Genomic DNA, 22,092 nt, shown 5'->3' on the forward strand with positions numbered 1-22,092 from the left:
AGCATCTTCGAATCGGAGTCATACGTTATACTGAATATGAGCTTCAGAGCGACACATCTGTACGGAGATGTGGCGTGAAGTTTTCGTAGCATGTTACAAGTTACATATTTCACAAACGATCTGCGGGAAAGGTGAGAATGAACTTTATGAAGACAGTGACAGGCCGATTCAGAATTGCGGGCATATGGGAGGGCGTATCCTTACTTCTGTTGATTTTTATTGCTATGCCTCTGAAATATTTTGCAGATATCTCTTCCGCTGTAGCCGTAATGGGCATGATTCATGGTATTTTGTTTCCTTTGTACCTAATTGCGCTAGTTCACTTGGCTTTGGTCAAGAAGTGGAAGATAACGCGCTGGCTGATGGGTGGACTGGCCGGTCTACTGCCGTTTGGAACTTTTGTATTTGAATCTTATCTTCGGAAGAGAGATTGGAAATAAAAATCAATAAGAATAAATGAAAGCAGGCGACTAATTCAGATGTTATCCGAATTGTCGCCTGTTACTTTCTGTACAAGTACTACTTTACAGTACCTTGCTGACGATCGGACAGCAGGCTTACTCCAATATCGCCAGAGGCATTCGAAACAGGTGTATACGCCGAGAAGGAAGTAACAACAACCAGGGCAGTGAACAGAAATAAGAATGATTTTTTCATACCATAACCTCTTTCATATGGGGATATATTCCATTTGATTCTAACGCATATAGGCTATACTTGAAAAGAAAAAGTTTAAATGAGCAAGCTATTGAATGACTGAAAGGGTTGAGCTTCCATGAAAGGTATTCATGAGTTAACATCCATAGAAATGGTTGAAGAAGTTATTCAACAACATGAATTGGTTTTTTTGTATGTATCTCGGCCAGAGTGCAGTGTATGTCACGCTTTACTCCCCAAGATCAGGGCGTTGCTTGAACCTTATCCATCAATATACCTGGGTCACATTAATGCTAATGAAGTGGAAGAGGTTGCGTCCAAGTTTCTTATTTTTACCGTTCCAACAATGATCATGCTTGTGGAGCAGAAGGAATATATTCGAGCCGATCGTTTTGTTCGCTTGGAACGTCTGGAAGAGCAGCTGCAACAGATTCACTCCATGTATATCCAGGATGAGGAATAGAAAGCAAAGTTACAGGAACAGCGGCTCATACATGAGCCGTTTTTTTTTGCGCCCGCAGTGGCATATAGCTATGAATAAAGTACATGATGCCTGAACTCGCAAATTAAAGTGTTGCCATGAAAACGGTTTTATGATAATTTAAACATTATAAAAACGTTTTTATAGTAAAGGAACAAAACTTATGGCAAAGATAACGATTAAAGATGTAGCAAGGGAAGCGGGCGTATCCATATCTACGGTCTCCAACGCCTTGAATGGTGTGGATGTCTTGAACCCGGAGACAAAATCACATGTTCTTAAGGTGGCAGAGCGTTTAAATTATGTGCCCAATCTGAATGGCAAGCTGTTGAAGTCCGGTCAAACCAAAATGCTCGGTTTTTTCACTACAAGTGTATCGGGTCCGTATTTCTATAAGCTGGTTGAGTCAATGTCTCGTGAATGTGATCGTCTTGGGTACGGGCTGAATGTATTTGTGACCAAGGATAAACACGTTATTATGAGTAATATTCTGGGTCGGCGGGTGGATGGTGTCATTATCTACGAAGAGCTTCGGATCGATGAGCAAGATATTATCGCCATGGAGAAAGACAAGATCAAGGCGGTTTTTCTGGATCGGGTCTATCAGAGTGATACGATGGGAAGTGTCATTTTTGACTCTTATGTGGCGGCTTATGAAGCTACCAAGTATTTAATTGGGCTGGGGCACAAGAAAATTGCTTATATTTCTGGCGTGGACACAATGTTTGACAGTGTGCAGCGTAGAGATGGCTATTTGGCTGCCTTGCGTGAATACCAGCTTCCAATTGATGAAGATTACATTATACAAGGGTACTTTGAGGAGGAGAGCACGTATAGTGCGATAAAATCTTTTCTTCATTTACACCCCGGCAAGCGGCCTGATGCATTTCTTGCAGGGAATGACTTGAGTGCAATTGGCTGTGTGCATGCGTTGAAGTCTGAGGGTTTTGAAGTGCCTCAAGATGTTAGTGTCGTGGGTTTTGACGATATTGACATCGCACAGTATTTTTCTCCACCGCTCACAACGGTAAGAAATCAAATTGCAAGACAGGGTATCCTGGCAATCAATCAATTGGTGGGTATGATCAAGGAGAAAGAACAAGGGGCTGCACAGAAATTGGCGGGTGAACTGGTGGTGAGAGGTTCAAGTCATGTGAAGATCGACCGGAAAGACTATCGTACATAAGTTGATTCAGCTTCTTCTCCGGTCTTTTTTTACATAAATATAAACAAAGGGGGTTTTTATGTCGAAAAATAAAAACGTTTTTATAAATATGCATGCAAGGTGGAGGGGAGTAAAAAAACGTGGATAAATTAGCCGTAGAGACATCAACCGGTAAAAATGCGATCAGTCCCAATGGAAAGAAACCCATCGGACAACGGATTAAAGAATTCATAGTCGATTATCGGAGACAGTGGGAGATTCAATCGATGATTATCCCTGGCATTATTTTTATGATTATTTTCTGTTATATCCCGATTTACGGTTTGACGATTGCCTTCAAGAATTACACGGTCATTGATACGCTGGCCACCGCTCCTTGGGTAGGGCTGGATAATTTCAGAATCATTTTGTCAGATAAATACTTCTGGGATGCAGTCGTGAATACGCTAGGGATCAGTTTTTTGAAATTAGGTATCGGGTTCGTCATTCCGATCATTCTCGCGATCATGATCTACGAGTTAAACAGCGGACGATTCAAGAAGTTTGTGCAAACGGTTTCATATTTACCTCACTTTTTGTCCTGGATTGTACTTGGGGGAATGCTGATTACCTGGTTTTCGACAACGGGGTTATTTAATCAGTTGTTACTTAGCCTGGGAGTGATCTCGCAACCGCAGAACATCTTACTGGATGCAGGCAAGTATTGGTGGATTGCTACGTTATCGGATATTTGGAAAGAAGCAGGTTGGGGAACGATTCTGTATCTGGCGATCATGGCGAAGATTGATCCTACGTATTATGAAGCTGCCAAAATCGATGGTGCAAGCCGTCTCAGACAGATCTGGAATATCACATTGCCTAACATGAAATCAATTATCAGCTTAAATCTGATTCTAACTGTAAGCGGTTTATTGGGATCGAATCTGGATCAAACGCTGGTTCTCATGAACTCCCAGAACCGTGACAAAGCGGAAGTCATTAATTCGTACGTGTACCGTATGGGGATGTCTCAGGGTGACTTTTCATATGCAACGGCCGTTGGCTTGGGTGTCTCAATCATCTCTGTCATTCTACTCGTCACGGCAAACAAAATCACAAGCAAATTAAACGATAATCAATCTGTGTTGTAGAAGGAGGCATCCCGCGTGAATGGAAAGGTGGCAAAAGAAGATCTCGATAGTCGGATCTTTGATACGTTAAATATGATTTTGCTAATCATCTGTACGATCGTTATTCTGGTTCCGCTCTGGAATGTCATCATCTCTTCCTTTAGTTCAGGCAAGGCACTGGCGGAAGGTGGATTCATCTTCTGGTCACCGGAATTCTCGCTGGAGAATTACAGAGCTGTATTCAATGATCAGGGCATCTGGCAGGCCTTCTTCATATCGGTTTCCAAAACAACGATTGGCGTTGTTACACATGTGTTCTTCTGCGCCATGGTTGGTTACGGTCTGAGCAAAAAGTACATAAGAGGCCGTAAATTATACGTTGCCATGGGTGTTATTACAATGTTCTTCTCGGGCGGCATGATCCCGACATACCTGTTAATCAAATCACTTGGATTGCTTAACAGCTTCTGGGTGTACATTATCCCGGCGTTGTTCAGCTTCTATGATGTCGTGATTCTGATGAATTTCTTCCGAAATGTCCCGGATTCTCTGGAAGAATCGGCCAAGATTGACGGTGCAGGGGATTGGCATATTTTCCTGAAAATATTCATTCCACTCTCCATGCCTGCCATGGCTACAATTGCGCTATTTAATGGGGTGGGGCAATGGAACGACTTCATGACAACCAAGTTATACATTACCGATCAGTCACTGTATCCACTTCAGATGATGTTGTACGAGATTATCGTTCAGTCACAGACACAATCCATGCAAAATGTCGGAGGTTCAGCTGTCATTGAAACAACGACCAAAGGCGTGCAGTTGGCCACCATTGTCATTACAACACTCCCTATCGTGCTGATCTATCCCATTGTTCAGAGATACTTTATCTCGGGAATGATGCTCGGAGCAGTCAAGGAATAGGAGCAACAACTATCCCATTTTGAGGAGGAACAAAAACATGTTGAAGTTGAACAAGGCATCAGGAAAAAAAGGGGTTAAATTGCTCGCAACACTACTCACAACCGTACTTATGATTACAGGTTGCAGTGGTGGATCTGGGGGCTCCAGTGAAGGAAACTGGGTTTCCATTGAAGATCGGTATACGGTTGACCCGGAAAAGCCGGCTTGGCAGTTGGATAAAAAGGAAGAGGCTACCGACCTGACGTGGTACGTCAATGCTGACTGGTGGAACACTGATTTTGGCAAGGACATTGTTACCAAGAAAATCAAAGAGGATCTGAACATCAATATTAAATTCATCACGGGTGATGATACCAAGTTAAACACCTTTTTCGCGGGTGGAGATATGCCTGACTTGCTGACCGTATTTGACTCCAATTCTCCAGTGGTGCAAAAAGCTGCAACCTGGGCTATGCCGCTGAATGATCTGGCGGAAAAATATGATCCTTACTTCAATAAAGTTGCGGCTGCCGATACATTGAACTGGTTCCAATTGGCGGATGGTAAAACGTATGGTTACCCGAACTATTCCAATACGCAAGAGGATTATGATAGCGGTAACATTCCTGCCAAGACGGCATTTATCATTCGTAAAGATGTGTACGAAGCATTGGGCAGCCCTGTTATTGGAACACCAGAAGAATTCCAGAGTGTGATGAAACGAATTAAGCAAGAGTTCCCTGCGCTGATTCCGTTTGGATTCAACTCCATTGGTGAAGGAACAGGTTCACTCGGGGATACGTTGCAAGATTTCATCGGTGTTCCGTTGGAGACCGAATCAGGAGAATTCTATGATCGCAATCTGGATGAAGATTACCTCACGTGGTTGAAAACATTGAACACCGTGTATAGAGACGGCAATATCAGTGATGACAGTTTTGCCGATGATGGAACCGCTTTTGAGGAAAAAGTGAAGTCCGGTAAATATGCGACCATGCTGCTTGACGGTACACCTCAACAAGGAGGAAACCTGCAAATCTACATGAGTGCCAATCCAGGCAAAGAATATGTTGCTATCGATGGACCACAGAGCACCAAAGGCAATGCACCAACATTGAATCAATCCGGAATAACCGGGTGGATGATCAATTTCATCTCCAAGGATTGTAAAGATCCGGCCAAGGCCATTCAGATTTTCACATACTTATTAAGTGAAGAAGGCCAGACACTCATGAATTACGGGATCGAGGGGGAAACCTACCAAACCAAAGCCGACGGTAGTGTAGAATTGCTGCCAGCGGTGAAAGACCTGCAACTCAATAACGCGGATCAATTCAAAAAGGATTATCGGATGGGTGAATTTATGTTCTTCGGTCATGACCGCCACAAAGCACTCAGTGCAGATGCTTTTCCGGAAGCGATTAAACAGATGCAAGAGTGGGGCAAAGGCAAGCTGAAACCACACTTCATTCTGGAGAATATTAGCCCGGATCAAGGTACACCTGAAGCTCGTGCGTTGTCAGCAATCAATACGAAGTGGAATACAACGCTGGTCAGTATGGTACGGTCCAAGGATGATGCCTCGTATGACAATGCACTGGCTTCTTACAAGTCATTTTTAGGTGAGAACCGTTGGGAAGAGATTGTGAAGGTACGCAGTGAAAAGATGAAATTGAACAAAGAGAAACTAGGCATTCAATAATAGAAATAAAGGAGAATCCTATGACTACATTCAAAATGTACAAATCCACGGGTGAAGAAGAGTTATTCGTATCTCTATCCCAGGAGCAATTGAAACCACTGGATACTGATAAGGAGACAACGACGATACATCTGGATGATCAGCTAATGTATCAGGAGATGGACGGATTTGGTGCTTCTTTTACCGATTCATCTGCCTATTTGATCAACCAAATCTTGAGTGAGGAGCAGCGTGATGAGGTCATGACCCGGCTTTTCCATCCGGAGAAAGGGATTGGGCTGTCGGTCATCCGTAATCCGATGGGCGCTTCGGACTATGCGAGAACGATATACAGTTATAACGATATGCCAGAACAGCAGACAGACCGGGAATTAACCCAATTTAGCATTGCACATGATGAAGGAGACGTTATTCCTTTAACGCAAAAGGCGTTGGTATTGAATCCTGAACTGAAGCTGTTTGCTTCACCATGGAGTGCACCGGGATGGATGAAAACGAGCGGCTCAATGATTACCGGACAATTGAAGGCTGAATGGTATCCCGTATATGCTGAATATTTTGTGAAATACATTCAAGCTTATACAGAGCATGGATTACCGATCCATGCCATCACACCACAGAATGAGGCGCTCTATGAACCCGGGCACTATCCGGGTATGTTGATGCCAGCCGAGGCCCAAGCAGATTTTATCAAAAACCATCTTAAACCAGCCTTTGTGCAAAACGATATTCAAACCAAAATTCTCTGTTACGATCACAACTGGGACCAACCGGACTATCCCTTGACCGTACTGGAACAAGCGGGAGAGGAAGTTGACGGAGTGGCCTGGCACTGGTATGGGGGCGATGCATCTGCTCAAACGAAGGTATATGAAGCCTTTGCAGGTAAAGAAGTGCATTTCACTGAAGGTTCGGGTGGAGAGTGGATTCCGCCATTTGAGCAAGCTTTCTCGAATGTGATACGAACAGGAATTCAGATTCTTCGTAATTACAGCAAGTCTTTTGTACTTTGGAATATGGCGCTTGATGAGAACAACGGGCCGACCGTTCCTGGATTTGGCCGCAGTACGTGTCGTGGGATCGTACAGGTGAATCAGCAAACAAAGGAACTTACGTATACACTTGATTATTATGCTCTGGCTCATTTCAGTGCTGTGATCCGTCCGAAGGCTGTTCGGATCGAATCAACATCCAGTGATGATGGAATTTGTTCTGTGGCTTTTAAGAATGTCGATGGTTCCGTAGCATTAGTCCTCTTCAATGATGGGGAGGAGACGGGCAACGTACAGGTTAAGCTACGGGACGATGTATTGATGCAGTTCCAGCTGGAAAGCAAGAGTGTCTTGTCCGTATTAATCACAGTTTTATAAATGGATGAGTTATAACCAGGCTTCATTAGAAAAGAAACCAAAAGAGGCGATATCCAGAGTGTACACGGATATCGCTTCTTTTGGTGAAATTCATCTGATTCATGGCTATATTATACGGGCTGAATGGCGAGATGGGGTGTCCCGCTACTCTCATCAACGAACAGGATATATTGGTTGCCAGCAGTCCCTGTTAAGACCAGACCGGGTTGACCTGCAACACCAGGATTGTAGTATCTGAATTGTTGCAAAACGGGTAGAGAGAGTGGAAGAGTAGGTTGATTAAGTGCCATTAATTGTGTAGCGGCCTTGACGCTATCTCCTGCTTGAATAACCCCGCCTACACCCAAATGGTTGACAATCGAGGAACTGGCGTTGATTTGAAGGCTGCCTGCTATGGTCTGACTACCATTGACTTGTAGATCGACACCAACGGTTTGATTACCGTTAACTTGCAGATTTTGATTTATCGTCTGATTGCCGGTGACAAGGATACTATCAAATGTTGGCAATGACATCATCTCCTATATAGTATTCTTATATTCTATGAGGACAAGATTTGAACCGACACGGGTGACCACACATTGTATATCTGGGATAAAGCCCCTTTTGCAATGAAGAGCGAGTGAAGTGGTAAACAGAAGAAACCTTGCCACTATTTCGTGCATATTGTAGGCAGAGAATGTTTTCGTATGGAACGGGAGGGTTTGCTATCCAAAAGAAGTCAAAAATGCAGGTTAAGTCCACGAAAAAGAAACGTTCAGTTCATGATGCGAACCGGTTATTCCTGAGACAGATGAATGTGGTTCTGAACAGGAAACTCAAATCCATGCGTAAACATATGGAAGTACAGCAATTGGAACTGAATCAGCAATGGCTGAACATGATGCAGGTGGGAAGCATACCTACCCGAGAAGTGCCAAAAGTGATCTATAAGGAGTTAAATGTGCTTCTTATTACTCCTTGTAATGACCGAGAAATGTCATCACATTGCGTCCTGATTGAACAGAGTCTGAAACATCTTGTGAGAAATGTGAATGAGATTAAATATATCGAATCCGTGTCAGCCTGTTTGTCTTCCTATGAAGTTGACCTGATTATGGTCATCGGAAGCGAAGAAAACTTGCCGGATGAGAATATCACAGCATTAAGGTCAACAACCGTGAAGAAGGCCATCTGGTTGTCTGTCGATCAACATGGGAATCAAAGCGAAACTATTCTACCGATTTTTGATCACGTGTTTACACAACATTCAACCCAAATAAGCGATGATCAGCATCATATGGGAAGCACTGTTAGTCATGAACTGTTCATGCCGCCTGATCCACATCTATTCTGTCCGCAAGCTGTTCCTCCGGAGTACGAATCGGATGTTTATATCATCGGGGATGCAGAACCGGATGGCATCGTCAGCGCTATTGTCAAATTGGGTCTTTTGGATAACAAAAAGGTTCGGGTGGATGGAGAGGGTTGGGCACAAATCGGGGATTTTTATCCTGTTCATACGAATGAAGCTCGTCAGATGTTATATAACGGAAGCAAACTGGTAATTCATAGTGGCGAATCAATCAAAAACGTGATGGAAATTGCCGCATGTGGGACGTTTCAACTCATAGGACCATCTGTGAATCAGAGCAACGGGATTGACCTTAGTAACTTTCAACAATACAACTCTTGTGAAGAACTCACTCAGAAGTTTGAACATTACTGGCAGAGTGTTGATGCAAGGAGACTGGCCGCTAGCCATGCTCTGGCATACATGAAATATAATCAATCCCATCTACAAAAAACATTGCGACTGCTGGATATCATTTTCATATAAATCATCCCAAAAATCACAGGAGCGTAGGCTGCATCAAGTTGCTGCATTGGAGGAGTTTTGATTGAAGGTAATTGCTCTGCATCTGCCCCAATTTCACCGGATTGAGGAGAACGACCGATGGTGGGGGGACGGTTTTACCGAATGGACCAATGTAAGAAAAGCCACGCCTTTATATTCGGGTCATCATCAGCCTAAGCAGCCGTTTCAGGGGAAATATTATGATCTTTCCGATCCAGATGTACGAAAATGGCAAGCGGAAACGGCTAAACAGCATGGCATTTATGGATTTTGTTATTATCATTATTGGTTCAAAGGCAAGCGTTTGCTGGAAAAACCGGTGAATGAAATTTTGGATAGTGGGGAGCCTGATTTTCCTTTTTGCTTGTCCTGGGCCAATGAGACATGGACGAGAAAATGGGATGGGCAAGAATCCGATATTCTCATGGCCCAGAACTATGGGGATCGAGAGGATTGGGAAGAACATTTTAATTATCTGGTAAAAGTATTTAAGGACAAACGATATATTCGAGTGGAAGGTAAGCCATTATTTCTGATCTATCGACCAGCCAGTATTCCTCAATGTGAAGATATGATTCAGTTTTGGCGTGAATTGGCTTTGAAACATGGCCTGAAAGGGATTCATTTTGTGCAGACCATTGGTGGATTCCCTACATTTAATGGTCAGATCTTTGATGCGAGTATGGAATTTGAACCGCATTATACGTTTGCACATGGACATATGAATGGAATCTGGATCGAAATGAACATCAAGGGACAGCAACATATTGCTGTGAATTACGACAAGGTATGGTCCTCCATTCTCGAACGAACACCACACCGTAACGGAGAAATTGTTTATCCAGGTGCTTTTGTCAATTGGGATAATACACCGCGAAGAGGTGTTGACGGACAGAGTACGCTCGGGGCCACCCCAGAGAAGTTTGGGCTGTATCTATCCAGACAGATGGAACGAGCGAGGACGCTGTACAAAAGTGAATATCTTTTTGTTAATGCCTGGAATGAGTGGGCGGAAGGGGCATATCTTGAACCGGATCAAAACTATGGTTACGCTTATTTGAGAGAAATCAAGAAAGTAACTCAGCACGAACTATCGACCAGAAACAAATCTGTAGGAGGGAGTTCCGAATGAGGGAACTCTCTCTGATTTGAGCTTATTTACAGACTAGGTTTCGTTGTCAGTACTGTTTTTTGTTTGCGGTATTCCGTTGGCGTTAACCCTGTATGCTTTTTGAACTGTCTGGAGAAATAGTACAAATCACTAAAACCGAGATGCTCGGCGATGGCAGTTATTGTGTTCGGGGTGCAGGTCAGCAGTTCCTTGGCCTTATCGATTTTTTTTCCAGTAATATAGAGGATCGGAGGAACTCCGATCTGCTGCTTGAAGAATCGAATGAAATAATTTGGATGCATGTAGGCGATCTGAGCCAGATCCTGAACCGAAATATTCTCTTCGATGTTGGAATCAATATAAGCCAGAATGGTGGACAGTTTCTCCATGACAGGCACGTTAATAAAAGAGATCTGATACAGATCCAGATTCATTATATAGTGGGACAGTAGTTCGGTTAGTTTGCTCTTGGCCATCATATGGCCATAGACTTCATCGGATTTTGCATATGTAAGGATACTGCTGAAGATTGCTTGAATCAACTCAGGTTGATCTATCGTACAGATGTGTGGGAATTTCAGAATTTGGAACAAATTGATTCCCCCCACCTTTGCGCTAAAGTGACACCAATATTTGAGAAAAGGACGGTCATTAATGGCAGAGTAAGACTGTTTGATCCCCTCTGGCATTAAAATAAGCTGATTAGGCGCAGGATAATACTCCTCCTCCCCAATCTTGAGCCAACCTTCACCTTCGCATATGAAATAAAACTTGCTGTAATCGGGCGTGTAATCCAGATCCCGCCAATCCGTATCACACCGATTGTAATTGACCATGAATAATTCGACTTGGAGATTGGACAGGTAGTTCGTAAGCAAAGTTTGGTGATTCATACTTTTCATCTCCATACAAGGTTATTATTGTCCATCTAAAAGTTAGTGTTCTGCATGTCTATCTTTCGGCCGTAGCACTACAATACAACTACAGACAATAACAGAAGGGATGAGAACATCTCATGGACAAAAACGAATATTTGCAACAGATTGAAGCAACGATTGAGAACGGTAAATTCAAGGACAACTGGAGTTCGCTTAGCGCCTTTCAAGTTCCCGAATGGTACCCAAAAGCGAAATTCGGCATATTCATTCACTGGGGGCTATATTCTGTACCGGCCTATGATAGCGAGTGGTATTCGCGAAATATGTACATACAAGGCACCAAAGCTTATGAACATCACCTTGAGGTGTATGGACCTCATAAGGACTTTGGATATAAAGACTTCATTCCGATGTTTCGAGCAGAGAAGTTTGATGCAGACGAATGGGCAACGTTATTCAAACAGGCTGGAGCCAGATATGTTATGCCTGTGGCTGAGCACCATGATGGTTTTCAGATGTACAAAAGCTCTATCTCTCACTATAACACATATGAAATGGGCCCCAAACGGGATCTTCTGGGTGAGATGAAGGTTGCATACGAGAAGCAGGGGCTGACATTATGCGTGTCGTCTCACCGCGCCGAGCACTGGTTCTTCATGTCTCACGGGAAGGAGTTTGATTCAGATATTAAGGAACCCCTGGAGCGTGGGGATTTCTATTGGCCTGCCATGCCTGAACCCAAGGATCACTTCGACTTGTATGACTCACCTCCAACCGAGGAGTATCTGGAGGACTGGTTGATTCGCTGCTGTGAACTGGTGGATCAATATCAGCCAAAGGTCTTTTATTTTGATTGGTGGATTCAAACGGTTGCATTCAAGCCCTATCTTAAAAAATTTGCTGCCTATTATTATAATAAAGGCGAAGAATGGGGTGTGCCTGTAGCTATCAATTATAAACATGAGGCCTACATGTTTGGTAGTGCCGTTCCGGATGTGGAGCGGGGACAGTTTGCTGAGCTCAAGCCCTATTTTTGGCAAACGGATACGGCTGTCGCTAAAAACTCATGGTGTTATACGGAAAATAATAACTATAAAACGGCTGAGGAGATCATTCGGGATCTCGTCGATATTGTAAGCAAAAACGGAAATTTACTGCTAAACATTGGGCCCAAAGCAGACGGCAGCATACCAGAAGAAGATCGTAAGATTTTACTGAGCATTGGCAAGTGGCTGGAAGTGAATGGGGAAGCGATCTATGACACGTCATTCTGGCGTACGTTTGGCGAGGGTCCGACAGAGGTGAAGGAAGGGCAATTCACGGATGGGGATACGAAGATATTTACGAGTGAAGATATACGGTTTACGTTAAAAGAAAACAGCCTATATGCCACGGTTCTTGCCTATCCAGATAACGGGATGGTGCAGATTAAATCCCTGAAGGAAAATTCTCATCATTTTCAAGGGGTCATTCAAGATATTCAGGTACTTGGCTATGAAGAACAACCGCAATGGGAGAGAACAGCGGACGCACTGATGATCACAACGACAACTGTGAAAAGTAATGCGCCTATTGTTTTCAAAATTAAATTGGACTAATCAACAAAGATAAATTAAATACTGTAAGTATAAAAGGGCGCATCCAGGAGTATTGTACTCATCGGATAGCGCTCTTTTGGTTGGTTTTACATAAGGCTGACTTCCATGCAGAAACCTCTCCATGTTAATGGGGGTTCCTCCAAGCTGAAAACTGTAATTCGGAAATTTACTTATATAATAATCACGAAATTCTTTCTTGCTAATATACTGATATCATCAAACCAGTGATGTTCGCCTGTAATGGAATGATTGAGACTCACTAAGGAGGATCTGCAAAAAAGATGAAACCAAAGAAACGCATCAGATATGGTTGGAGCGGATTTAAGAAAAAAAAAACTGAGGACTGTGACCATCCCCAAGAGCAGCACAAAGAACACCACCACGAGCACCATCATAACCACCACAATCATCACCACAATACCCACCATCAAAAGTGTTTTGACAAAGAAGCCGAATTGCTTCTCAGATTAATTGGTGAGTTGAAGGGAGCAATTGTACAGGTTTTTGCGAATCCCTCGCCTCACAATGTTTCACTGCTGATTGAGGTACTGCGTAAATTACTGGCTCTGGTTCATCATTCGGATTTGAAAAAGGGAACCAAGGCAGATCTCGAAGCGATTTTGGAGCTTACCATTGTATCTGCAGAGGCCGTTCCATTTTCTCCGATCAGTGTGGGAACCAATTTGCAGCAATTGCTGGATGTGCTCCTATCTGTCATTTTACAAGGGAATATCGATTCGGCTGAGAAAGATCAACTGGTCATTTTGATCCGTGCGACCGAATTGGCTATCACAACAGGGCTTAGAAACATAGGGAGTCAAGGTCCGGCAGGACCTGCAGGACCAGCGGGTCCTCAGGGCGTACCTGGTCCACAAGGCCCGGCTGGCGCTGCTGGTTCTCAGGGTGGTGTAGGTCCAGCTGGTACACCGGGAGCTGCTGGTGCCCAGGGACCAGCAGGTGCGACAGGTGTTACCGGCGCAACGGGTGCGGCAGGCCCAGCAGGTGGCGCAACAGGAGCGACAGGTGCAACGGGGAGTACAGGAGCTGTTGGGGTAGCGGGCGTTACAGGAGCAACAGGTGATCCTGGCGTAGCAGGAGCCACCGGAGTCACAGGGGCTACCGGGGCAGCTGGACTTGCGGGAGTCACCGGGGCAACGGGTGTGACAGGAGATACGGGTGCAGCCGGAACTGCAGGGGTAACCGGGGCTACCGGCGCAACTGGGATTGCGGGAGTAACTGGCAGCACCGGTGTTACAGGAGCTACGGGTTCTGGAGCCATCATACCGTTTGCTTCTGGCGGACCTGCCATATTAACAACGGTTCTTGGTGGACTGGTCGGAACGACAAGCCTTATCGGTTTCGGCAGCTCGGCAACAGGAGTCAGCATTCTGGGTGGCACGATTGATTTAACGGGAACGATTGTCGGACCACTCATTAACTTTGCGTTCTCTGTCCCACGGGATGGCGTTATAACTTCGATTGCTGCCTATTTCAGTACCACAGCAGCCTTGGCCTTAGTGGGTTCAACAGTGACCATCACTGCGCAATTATTCAGTTCACCTACTCCTGATAATGCATTTACTGCGGTTCCGGGGGCGGTCGTTACACTGGCACCTCCACTCACCGGTATTATTGCATTGGGTAGTATCTCCAATGGCATAACAACCGGATTGACTATACCTGTGACTGCACAGACACGTCTGCTACTGGTGTTCTCGGCAACGGCAGCCGGACTTTCTCTTGTGAATACCGTTGTTGGTTATGCAAGTGGCGGCGTGAACATTACATGATGAGATATAAATTTTGAGATGAACGACATGAGGGTTCTCATGTCGTTCTTTTTCTTGATTTGGAATTTTGAGTATCAGGTCTTAGTTATATAGAACTGCTAAAAACTATTATTCATCAAAACATGCATGAATACGAAAAATAAGCTGGAATATGTAAGCGACATGAGACACACAAAAGCATTAAATAGACTTATTTTCTATATTTTTCAATAAAGTGCTTGTATATATCGAATAATGATTTTATACTATACCAATAAAATCCAATTAAATTCCTAATCGACTATTATATGTAATTAAAATGTTTAACTACTCACTCGAATCACGATCGAAAGTCATATTGACCACTCCTTAGCAAGCGTTCTGCTAACGCTCCAGATTACCCTTCCACATGAATGCTTATAGACATTCACTCTCATTGCATTATTCAAACACCCAAACTATTCACTCACATGGTTTAATCCGATTCATTCAATCTCCTAAACTTCCAAGTAAAAAATCATAGATTGATCTGTTATCTCTTCTGACTCATATTGTTCCCTAACCAGACCTGTAAAGGAGGTGAGGCTTTATGTGAAATCCAGGGTATCTGTTTCGTACGCAATAAAGGTTATTTTACCGTTTTATTCTGCAGAGAAGGGCATATGTACCAGACTAAATTAAAAAACCGGGTAAAAGGAGTGGAAAAGTTTGATAAAGATTAATCGGTTACGCAAGCCCATCTCCATGGGGCTCTCGCTTCTCCTTGCATTTTCGATCATTCATCCGGTTTCAGCTGAAAACTCCACATCATCCAAATTGGATATGAAATCTGGACTTGCCAAAGTTTCGGAGTCCAAAGTAAATGCCAAGTTGACCAAAGAATTCGAAGGTAGTGAATATGTTACCTATCTGGTGAAAATGAAGGAACAGGTGGATACAGCAGCAGTCTCCAAACAGGCCCTTGAAAAGGCGACCATCGCCAAACAAACGGCTTCAGCCACAAAGCTGTCCGTTCGTAATTCGGTCGTCAGCTCTCTGCGGGAAACGGCCTCACGTACACAATATCCATTGGAAACTTATCTGGAAAAGGAAGTTGACCTGGGTAAGGTCAAAGAATATAAAAGCTATTTTATCGTCAATTCACTGGCAGTAACGAGTACCAAAGAAGTCATGGAACAGATTGCGCTGCTGCCTGAGGTGGAGAAGATTCTACCGAATGAGACGAGATACTTACAGAAAGCCGAAGTGAGTAAAGAACCGGCGAATGCGGCATCAGGCAAAGATGCTGTCCAAACGCCAGCTAAAGACTCTTCAATCGGAGTCAAAGACAAAGAGCCTGCTGCAAAGGACAAGCTTGCAACAGAGAACGTGGAATGGAACCTGGATTACATCAATGCGCCAGCCGTGTGGGATCGGGGCATCGATGGAACAGGGATTGTTGTTGCCAATCTGGACAGCGGTGTGGATTATACCCACCCGGCGCTTCGCAGCAAATGGCGGGGACTGGATGCTTCGGGCAATATCGTTGATCCCGAACTGAGCTGGTATGATCCGCACAGTAATGCTTCCCTCCCTGCGGACGGAGACGGGCATGGTACACACACGATGGGTACGATGGTTGGCTCCGAAGCAGATGGTACCAACCAGATCGGGGTTGCTCCCGGTGCGAAGTGGATTGGTGTACGGATATTCAATCCGGAAACAACGGATGCCATTATCCTGGATGGCGGACAGTGGTTGATCGCTCCGGTAGATGCGGAAGGTAATCTGCATCCTGAACTTGCACCAGATGTCGTTAACAACTCGTGGGGCGGAGGTGCCGGACTGGATGAATGGTTCCGACCGATGGTGCAAGCCTGGCGTGATGCTCAGATTTTCCCGGAATTTTCCGCAGGAAATGTGAGACTGGGTAACCCGGGCGGACCTGGTTCTGTTGCTAACCCGGCCAACTATCCTGAAAGTTTTGCTACAGGAGCAACCGATATCAACGGAAATCTGGCTTCGTTCTCCCTGCTAGGCCCATCCCCGTATGGTGAGATCAAACCGGAAGTATCTGCCCCTGGTGTGAATATCCGTTCATCAGTTCCGGGCGGTGTATATGAGGGAGGCTGGAACGGAACGTCCATGGCAGGCCCGCATACAACTGCGCTTGCTGCACTGCTGCTTCAGGCCAATCATTCCCTTACAGTGGATCAGCTGGAGCAGATCATTACAGATACAGCCACGCCGAGAACGGATAGTCAGTATCCGACATCTCCTAATAACGGCTACGGTCACGGCATCATTAATGCCCTGGATGCTGTGGGTTCTGTACTCGAAGGAATTGGCACAGTATCCGGCAGAGTGGTTACAGCCGGAGATGATCTGGAAGAGCCGGTACTGGCACATACCCCTGTTAATTCTGCCTTTACAGGCATCGATATACCATTAACCGCGCATGTGACAGATAACGTCGCGGTAGTCTCTGTCGAGGCTTTTGCCAAAACGACTGGCACCAACCAGTACGTTTATCTACCGATGAACCGGATTGCTGGAGATAACAAAGATGGGACGTATACAGCGACAATCCCTGCTTTTCTTATTGAACCGCAAGGTGTAGAGTATTATATCCGTGTGAACGACTACGGCAACAACGGATTTGAAAGTCAGGTATATAAAGTGGCTGTCTCCAATGGTGTTCAGCCAGGATATCTTCAGGATTTTGAAGAAGATCAGCTGGGCTTCATGACTGGCGGAACAGGAAGTACTTGGGTATGGGGAGCACCAAGCAGTGGTCCTGGAAGTGCATACTCCGGTGACAAGGTGATTGCGACCAATCTGCAAGGAACTTATGTGGCGAATAGCAATGCATATCTGCTTGCGCCGCCAATTGATCTCACCGAGAGTCCGGAAGGGGCATTGTTATCCTTCAAGCACTGGTATGACTTGGAGAATAACATCGACTTTGGCAAGGTATATATCGCTTCCGAGGACAGCGACTATGTGTTCGAAGAGTTGTTAAACTTCACGGGTACAGGTGGGAACTGGAAGAAACAATATGTGGACCTTCGCGAATACGCGGGACAGCAGGTATTTATCAAATTCAATCTGACCAGTGATAACTCGGTGCAAAAGGCTGGTTGGTACATTGATGATTTCGCTGTAGAAGAACTGGATGAGATTGCTCCGGGCGCTCCTGCCGGATTGTCTGCGACGGCCGATATTCTTGGTAATGTAGCCTTGAGCTGGACTGGTCCGAGCGATGAGGATCTCGAATCCTATGTAGTATATCGTTCCACAACCGCAGGTGCAGGTTATGAATCCATTGGAACTGCAACAGGAACAACGTTTACAGATACGGCTACGGTGACAGATTCGACGTATTACTATACCGTTGCCGCACTTGATTATAGTGGCAATGAAAGTGACAAGTCGAATGAGGTTTCCATTACAGTAGAGGTGCCTCAGGATATCTACATTGATCATTTCGATGGCAGTGATGATAATGGCTGGACTCATTCAGGAACCAAGGATGAGTGGGAACGCGGCATTCCGGTAACGGGACCTGCCAGCGCGGTTTCTCCACCGAATGTCTGGGCGACCGATCTAGACAACACGTACGAGAATGGCTCCAACTATTCACTCGTATCTCCGGTCATTGATTTGACGGATGTATCCGAAGGAACACTCACGTTTAATCATTGGTACGAGATTGAGAGCGGATACGACTATGGGTATGTGGAAGTCACCAAGGATGGTGGAACCACATGGTCAGAACTGGGCAAATTCTCACATAGTACAAACGGTAAACAATGGACACCCGTATTTTATGATCTGGATGCACTTACCGGTAATGAAGTTCAATTCCGGTTCCGTCTGACCTCAGACAGCAGTGTTGTGAAGACAGGCTGGTTCATTGATGATTTCCGTGTACTGGGTGTTGCTGCGGAGACGGTAACGGAGGACAGTGCGGTTGTACTAAACAGTGACAAACCGAAACCGTCCTATGATAATCCATGGTACAAAATTTCGCGGACAGACAAAGCGGAATTCAACAAAACGAAACAGCAACAACCGGAAGTTGAAAAACCAGGAACAGGTTCGGTTAATCCACAAAGCCTGCCTGCAAGTGCAACGGTTACCGTACTGGAAACCGGACGTTCGGTGAAGACAGATTCAGCTACAGGCAAATATAGCTTCACACACGTAGCAGGTGATTACACGTTAAAAGCTGAGGCGTATGGCTATTATCCTCGAACTCAGCAGGTAACGATAACCGATGGCAGTGGAGCCAAAGCCAACTTTAATCTGGAGGCAATCCCGCATGGACAGATAGAAGGTGTAGTAACGGATGAGCGGACAGGACAACCACTGGCTGATGCTTCCGTTCTCGTGGTCGAAGATGCCAATGTAGGTGAAGTTCGCACAGGTTCAGATGGCAGCTTCGTTATTCAGGTATTAGAAGGAAGCTACACTCTATCCATCCGGGCGGCTGATTATTACAGTAAAACCGTCACTGTGACTGTACCTGGTAATGGTACGGCAGAGGCGAATGTTGCCTTGAAGCCGTTCATCGGATTCCCTGGAGAAATTGCTTATGATGATGGAACAGCAGAGAACGCACGAGCTTTTAATGCTGCGGATAACGCTTGGGCAGTTCGAATGACACCAGAGCTGGAGACCGCTCAACTGACAGGTGCATCGTTCCGATTCTGGAACACCGAATGGCCTGTACCTGGAGGCACAGCGTTCCAATATGCCGTATATGATGCATCGGGTGCGGGCGGAGCTCCGGGGCGACAACTGGCTGGACCATTTGACGGTACTGCACTTCGTAACGATCAATGGACAACTGTTGAATTCCCGGAACCGGTCATTGTAACGGGTGATTTCTATATCGTGTATGTACAGAGTTTAGCTGGAACTAGCGCTCCGGGACTCGCTACCGATGAGGATGGTCCAAATGCAGGTCGAAGCTGGCAGCGAGTAGGTGGAGCGTGGAGCACTTCACCTGATGAAGAAGGTAACTACATGATTCGTGCAGTTGTGAGATATCCGGTAAATGCACCTGTGCTCACAGCACCTGCGAACACGTATACGAATCAATCAACCTTCACCGTGTCGGGAACGTCTCCGGCATCCGGCGCTCAGATCAAGTTTTACAACGGCAAAGATCTCGCTGGCACTACAACGGTGGCAAATGGGAAGTTCTCATACGGTGTGAAACTCCGTTCTGGGATTAATGCGATTACTGCCGAGGCAGTGGTGGACGGGAAAACGACCGACCGCTCACTCCCCGTCGTCATTATTCTGGATCAGACCAAACCGCAGTTGACCATTGTTACGCCAACTCAAGGAGATCGCATCAATGCGGAAGTTGTTCACGTAACGGGTAATGTAGTGGAACAATTCCTCGATAAGTTGACTGTTAACGGACAAACCGTACAAGTGGGCAAAGACAGAAGCTTCAGTCATCGCGTATTGGTTAACGAAGGCGAGAACACGATTACCATTACAGCAACCGATCTCGCTGGCAACAAAACAACGGTAACCCGCACCGTATACGTGGAAACGGCGTTGCCAGAACTTACGAATATTACGCCAGCTGAAGATGTTCGAATCACATCAGGAGAAAGTGTCACCGTATCTTTTGACAGTAAACCTGGCCTGCAAGCATCTTTCCGGATTCAGTTACCGCTGAATCTGAATGCCCAGGGGGCAGGAGAGGTTCCATTGGTGGAGACTGAACCTGGTCGTTATACGGGTACGTACACAACACCTTCATCGCTTGTTCTGGATGGTGGAGTCATTGTGATTCGAGCTCAGGATGCAGCAGGCAACAAAGTAGAGGCGGAAGCAGCTGGACGATTGTTCGTCAGCGCAGCACAAGAACAATCCGTTCCAGAACCAGATTCGAGCCCTGAAGAGACTGAAACGGAAGTGGGTCCACCGTCCGCTGAGGGTCTGCAACCTTAATTATGCAAAGTATGATATGGATGATTACTACGTTTTGACCATCTAAGCAAGAAGCCGATAAGCCGAGGTATCAGGGCTTGTCGGCTTTTTGTTGTATCTCGATTCACATCTGACGCCTAAGATTACTGAAGCATCCATTGGGGTACTCTTTCTTTTGCTCTCATATGACAGCAGGTGAGTTGTCTCCTTTCTTCACATTAATGATATAACATGATATATTAGGATGTAGAACATGAGAAGTATGGGTATTTATGGAGGTGCTTGTATTGGGGAAAGACTCGGCATCCAAGCCGATGTATGAACAGATCTTTGAATCCTTGCGCGAACGGATACAGCTTCATCAATATCAAGTGGGTGAGCGTGTTCCTTCGGAGAAGGAATTATGTGATGAATTCGGAGTTAGCCGAATTACCACTAAAAAAGCACTTGAGATGCTGGCGAGTGAACAATTAATTGTTCGTCAGCCGGGACGGGGTTCTTTTGTAGCTGACACAGCAGATATGTTACAAGAAAGACCTAACAGACCTGCTCCGCGTGCTGCGATCAAAGATCCAGAGAAGAAACTTCTCATTGGCCTGGTCATTACTAACTTCAGTGATATGTATGGTACAGAACTGTTATATGGCATGGAAGAAGCTTCGCGAGAGCATGATTGTTTTCTCGTACTTAGACGCTCCTTCGGGATTCCGGAGCAGGAGGAACAGAGTATTCAGGAACTGCTGGAACTGGGTGTGGATGGATTGATTATTTTCCCGGCACAGGGTGAATACTTCAGCGATGAGATTCTTAAACTGGTTGTTAACAAATTCCCGTTTGTCCTGATTGACCGGTACCTGAAAGGCATTCCGGCTTCATCAGTCAGTACGGATAATGTAGGCGCGGCGCGAGAAGGGATGAATTATTTGTTCGATCTCGGTCACCGACACATCGCTTTTCTGACACAGCCTCCGGCGAACACTACACCGATCGAAGAACGAATTGAAGGCATTATTGAGGCTCACAATGATCAAGGAGTTCTGGTCAACAGGGAACTGTGGTTAGAATCTTTTCTTTCGACACTGCCAAGTGTGTTTGATCCTCAAGTCGAGGTCCGTGATGTGGAGACATTGGTGGAACATTTACAGAAATACCCCCAGATTACTGCACTCTTTGCAGCGGAGTATCATATTGCTTTACTTGCAGAACAGGCAGCGGATCGGCTTGGTCTGAGAATTCCAGAAGATATGTCCATCATTTGCTTTGACAGTCCAAATGCTGCCGAAGGAAGCCGTGTAACCCATATGAGACAAAGCCAGTTTGATATGGGAAAACAGGCATTCGAGATGGTGCTTCAAAGTATGCAGAACAACGAAATGACAGTGAACAGAGTTGTTTTACCTGCCCGATTGGTGAAGGGTAAGTCAACGAGTGTGGTGAAACAAAAGGGTTAATTATAACAACTTAATATTCATTGTGTTCAATCAGGGGCTTCGTGTAAACGAGGCCTCTTTTTGGTGCGGATAAAATGGGGAGAATTACTTTAAATGGTATATTATTTGGTGTCTTCAAATTAAAATA

The 22,092-nt window shown here is 45.2% G+C and carries 16 protein-coding genes; 13 read left to right on the plus strand and 3 right to left on the minus strand.

Annotated features, from left to right (window positions below; all coding sequences use genetic code 11):
• The first annotated feature begins 146 nt into the window (after window positions 1-146).
• Window positions 147-440: a DUF3817 domain-containing protein gene (locus MKY44_RS12250; protein ID WP_036608336.1), complete on the plus strand. Its 294-nt coding sequence runs from the start codon at window positions 147-149 to the stop codon at window positions 438-440.
• A 79-nt stretch (window positions 441-519) separates the two neighbouring features.
• Here the strand turns inward: MKY44_RS12250 and MKY44_RS12255 are convergent, their stop codons facing one another.
• Window positions 520-657 (minus strand): hypothetical protein, encoded by a 138-nt coding sequence (locus tag MKY44_RS12255; protein WP_017688678.1) that lies wholly within the window; start codon window positions 655-657, stop codon window positions 520-522.
• Window positions 658-775: 118 nt separating this feature from the next.
• Between MKY44_RS12255 and MKY44_RS12260 the strand changes: the two genes are divergently transcribed.
• From MKY44_RS12260 to MKY44_RS12285, 6 genes are all read left to right on the plus strand, one after another.
• A complete protein-coding gene (locus MKY44_RS12260; protein ID WP_341007266.1) occupies window positions 776-1,120 on the plus strand; it encodes a thioredoxin family protein in 345 nt (114 codons plus the stop codon).
• 181 nt (window positions 1,121-1,301) lie between these two features.
• Window positions 1,302-2,324 carry a LacI family DNA-binding transcriptional regulator gene (locus MKY44_RS12265; protein ID WP_341007268.1) on the plus strand — a complete coding sequence of 341 codons (1,023 nt, stop codon included), beginning with the start codon at window positions 1,302-1,304 and terminating at the stop codon, window positions 2,322-2,324.
• Window positions 2,325-2,443: 119 nt separating this feature from the next.
• Window positions 2,444-3,433 (plus strand): ABC transporter permease, encoded by a 990-nt coding sequence (locus MKY44_RS12270; protein WP_200868492.1) that lies wholly within the window; start codon window positions 2,444-2,446, stop codon window positions 3,431-3,433.
• 15 nt (window positions 3,434-3,448) lie between these two features.
• Complete coding sequence (locus tag MKY44_RS12275; protein WP_017688674.1) at window positions 3,449-4,336, plus strand: carbohydrate ABC transporter permease; 888 nt, start codon at window positions 3,449-3,451, stop codon at window positions 4,334-4,336.
• A 37-nt stretch (window positions 4,337-4,373) separates the two neighbouring features.
• Window positions 4,374-6,017 (plus strand): sugar ABC transporter substrate-binding protein, encoded by a 1,644-nt coding sequence (locus MKY44_RS12280; RefSeq protein WP_341007272.1) that lies wholly within the window; start codon window positions 4,374-4,376, stop codon window positions 6,015-6,017.
• A 20-nt stretch (window positions 6,018-6,037) separates the two neighbouring features.
• Window positions 6,038-7,387, plus strand: coding sequence for a glycoside hydrolase family 30 protein (locus MKY44_RS12285; RefSeq protein WP_341007273.1), 1,350 nt, complete (start codon window positions 6,038-6,040; stop codon window positions 7,385-7,387).
• Window positions 7,388-7,497: 110 nt separating this feature from the next.
• On the opposite strand, the gene MKY44_RS12290 is transcribed toward MKY44_RS12285, so the two are convergent.
• A complete protein-coding gene (locus MKY44_RS12290; RefSeq protein ID WP_341009842.1) occupies window positions 7,498-7,902 on the minus strand; it encodes a hypothetical protein in 405 nt (134 codons plus the stop codon).
• A 311-nt stretch (window positions 7,903-8,213) separates the two neighbouring features.
• Here MKY44_RS12290 and MKY44_RS12295 point away from each other — a divergent pair, with 311 nt between their 5' ends.
• Both MKY44_RS12295 and MKY44_RS12300 read left to right on the plus strand, forming a co-directional pair.
• Window positions 8,214-9,206 (plus strand): hypothetical protein, encoded by a 993-nt coding sequence (locus MKY44_RS12295; protein ID WP_341007274.1) that lies wholly within the window; start codon window positions 8,214-8,216, stop codon window positions 9,204-9,206.
• Window positions 9,207-9,267: 61 nt separating this feature from the next.
• Window positions 9,268-10,356, plus strand: a complete 1,089-nt coding sequence (locus tag MKY44_RS12300; protein ID WP_341007275.1) for a glycosyltransferase WbsX family protein — start codon at window positions 9,268-9,270, stop codon at window positions 10,354-10,356.
• Window positions 10,357-10,382: 26 nt separating this feature from the next.
• Here MKY44_RS12300 and MKY44_RS12305 read toward each other — a convergent pair whose 3' ends face one another.
• The gene (locus MKY44_RS12305) at window positions 10,383-11,228 is read right to left on the minus strand and encodes an AraC family transcriptional regulator (protein ID WP_341007276.1); all 846 of its coding nucleotides are present in this window, start codon (window positions 11,226-11,228) and stop codon (window positions 10,383-10,385) included.
• 122 nt (window positions 11,229-11,350) lie between these two features.
• Between MKY44_RS12305 and MKY44_RS12310 the strand changes: the two genes are divergently transcribed.
• The 4 genes from MKY44_RS12310 to MKY44_RS12325 all read left to right on the plus strand — a co-directional run bounded on the left by MKY44_RS12310 (window position 11,351) and on the right by MKY44_RS12325 (window position 21,965).
• Complete coding sequence (locus tag MKY44_RS12310; protein WP_341007277.1) at window positions 11,351-12,811, plus strand: alpha-L-fucosidase; 1,461 nt, start codon at window positions 11,351-11,353, stop codon at window positions 12,809-12,811.
• Window positions 12,812-13,092: 281 nt separating this feature from the next.
• The gene (locus MKY44_RS12315) at window positions 13,093-14,601 is read left to right on the plus strand and encodes an exosporium glycoprotein BclB-related protein (RefSeq protein ID WP_341007278.1); all 1,509 of its coding nucleotides are present in this window, start codon (window positions 13,093-13,095) and stop codon (window positions 14,599-14,601) included.
• 687 nt (window positions 14,602-15,288) lie between these two features.
• On the plus strand, window positions 15,289-20,535 hold the full coding sequence (locus MKY44_RS12320) for a S8 family serine peptidase (protein ID WP_341007279.1): 5,247 nt from the start codon (window positions 15,289-15,291) through the stop codon (window positions 20,533-20,535).
• Between the two features lie 257 nt (window positions 20,536-20,792).
• Window positions 20,793-21,965, plus strand: coding sequence for a GntR family transcriptional regulator (locus MKY44_RS12325; protein ID WP_341009843.1), 1,173 nt, complete (start codon window positions 20,793-20,795; stop codon window positions 21,963-21,965).
• Window positions 21,966-22,092 lie beyond the last annotated feature (127 nt).

It is taken from the genome of Paenibacillus sp. FSL R7-0026 (assembly GCF_038004485.1).
Classification (GTDB): Bacteria; Bacillota; Bacilli; order Paenibacillales; family Paenibacillaceae; genus Paenibacillus; species Paenibacillus xylanexedens_A.

Bases quoted from the DNA above. Each gene is read 5' to 3' on its own strand.
- MKY44_RS12255 (WP_017688678.1), bottom strand. From the start codon at position 657: ATGAAAAAATCATTCTTATTTCTGTTCACTGCCCTGGTTGTTGTTACT.
- MKY44_RS12280 (WP_341007272.1), top strand. From the start codon at position 4,374: ATGTTGAAGTTGAACAAGGCATCAGGAAAAAAAGGGGTTAAATTGCTC.
- MKY44_RS12290 (WP_341009842.1), bottom strand. From the start codon at position 7,902: ATGTCATTGCCAACATTTGATAGTATCCTTGTCACCGGCAATCAGACG.
- MKY44_RS12265 (WP_341007268.1), top strand. From the start codon at position 1,302: ATGGCAAAGATAACGATTAAAGATGTAGCAAGGGAAGCGGGCGTATCC.
- MKY44_RS12250 (WP_036608336.1), top strand. From the start codon at position 147: ATGAAGACAGTGACAGGCCGATTCAGAATTGCGGGCATATGGGAGGGC.
- MKY44_RS12310 (WP_341007277.1), top strand. From the start codon at position 11,351: ATGGACAAAAACGAATATTTGCAACAGATTGAAGCAACGATTGAGAAC.
- MKY44_RS12285 (WP_341007273.1), top strand. From the start codon at position 6,038: ATGACTACATTCAAAATGTACAAATCCACGGGTGAAGAAGAGTTATTC.
- MKY44_RS12260 (WP_341007266.1), top strand. From the start codon at position 776: ATGAAAGGTATTCATGAGTTAACATCCATAGAAATGGTTGAAGAAGTT.
- MKY44_RS12315 (WP_341007278.1), top strand. From the start codon at position 13,093: ATGAAACCAAAGAAACGCATCAGATATGGTTGGAGCGGATTTAAGAAA.
- MKY44_RS12295 (WP_341007274.1), top strand. From the start codon at position 8,214: ATGCGTAAACATATGGAAGTACAGCAATTGGAACTGAATCAGCAATGG.
- MKY44_RS12305 (WP_341007276.1), bottom strand. From the start codon at position 11,228: ATGAATCACCAAACTTTGCTTACGAACTACCTGTCCAATCTCCAAGTC.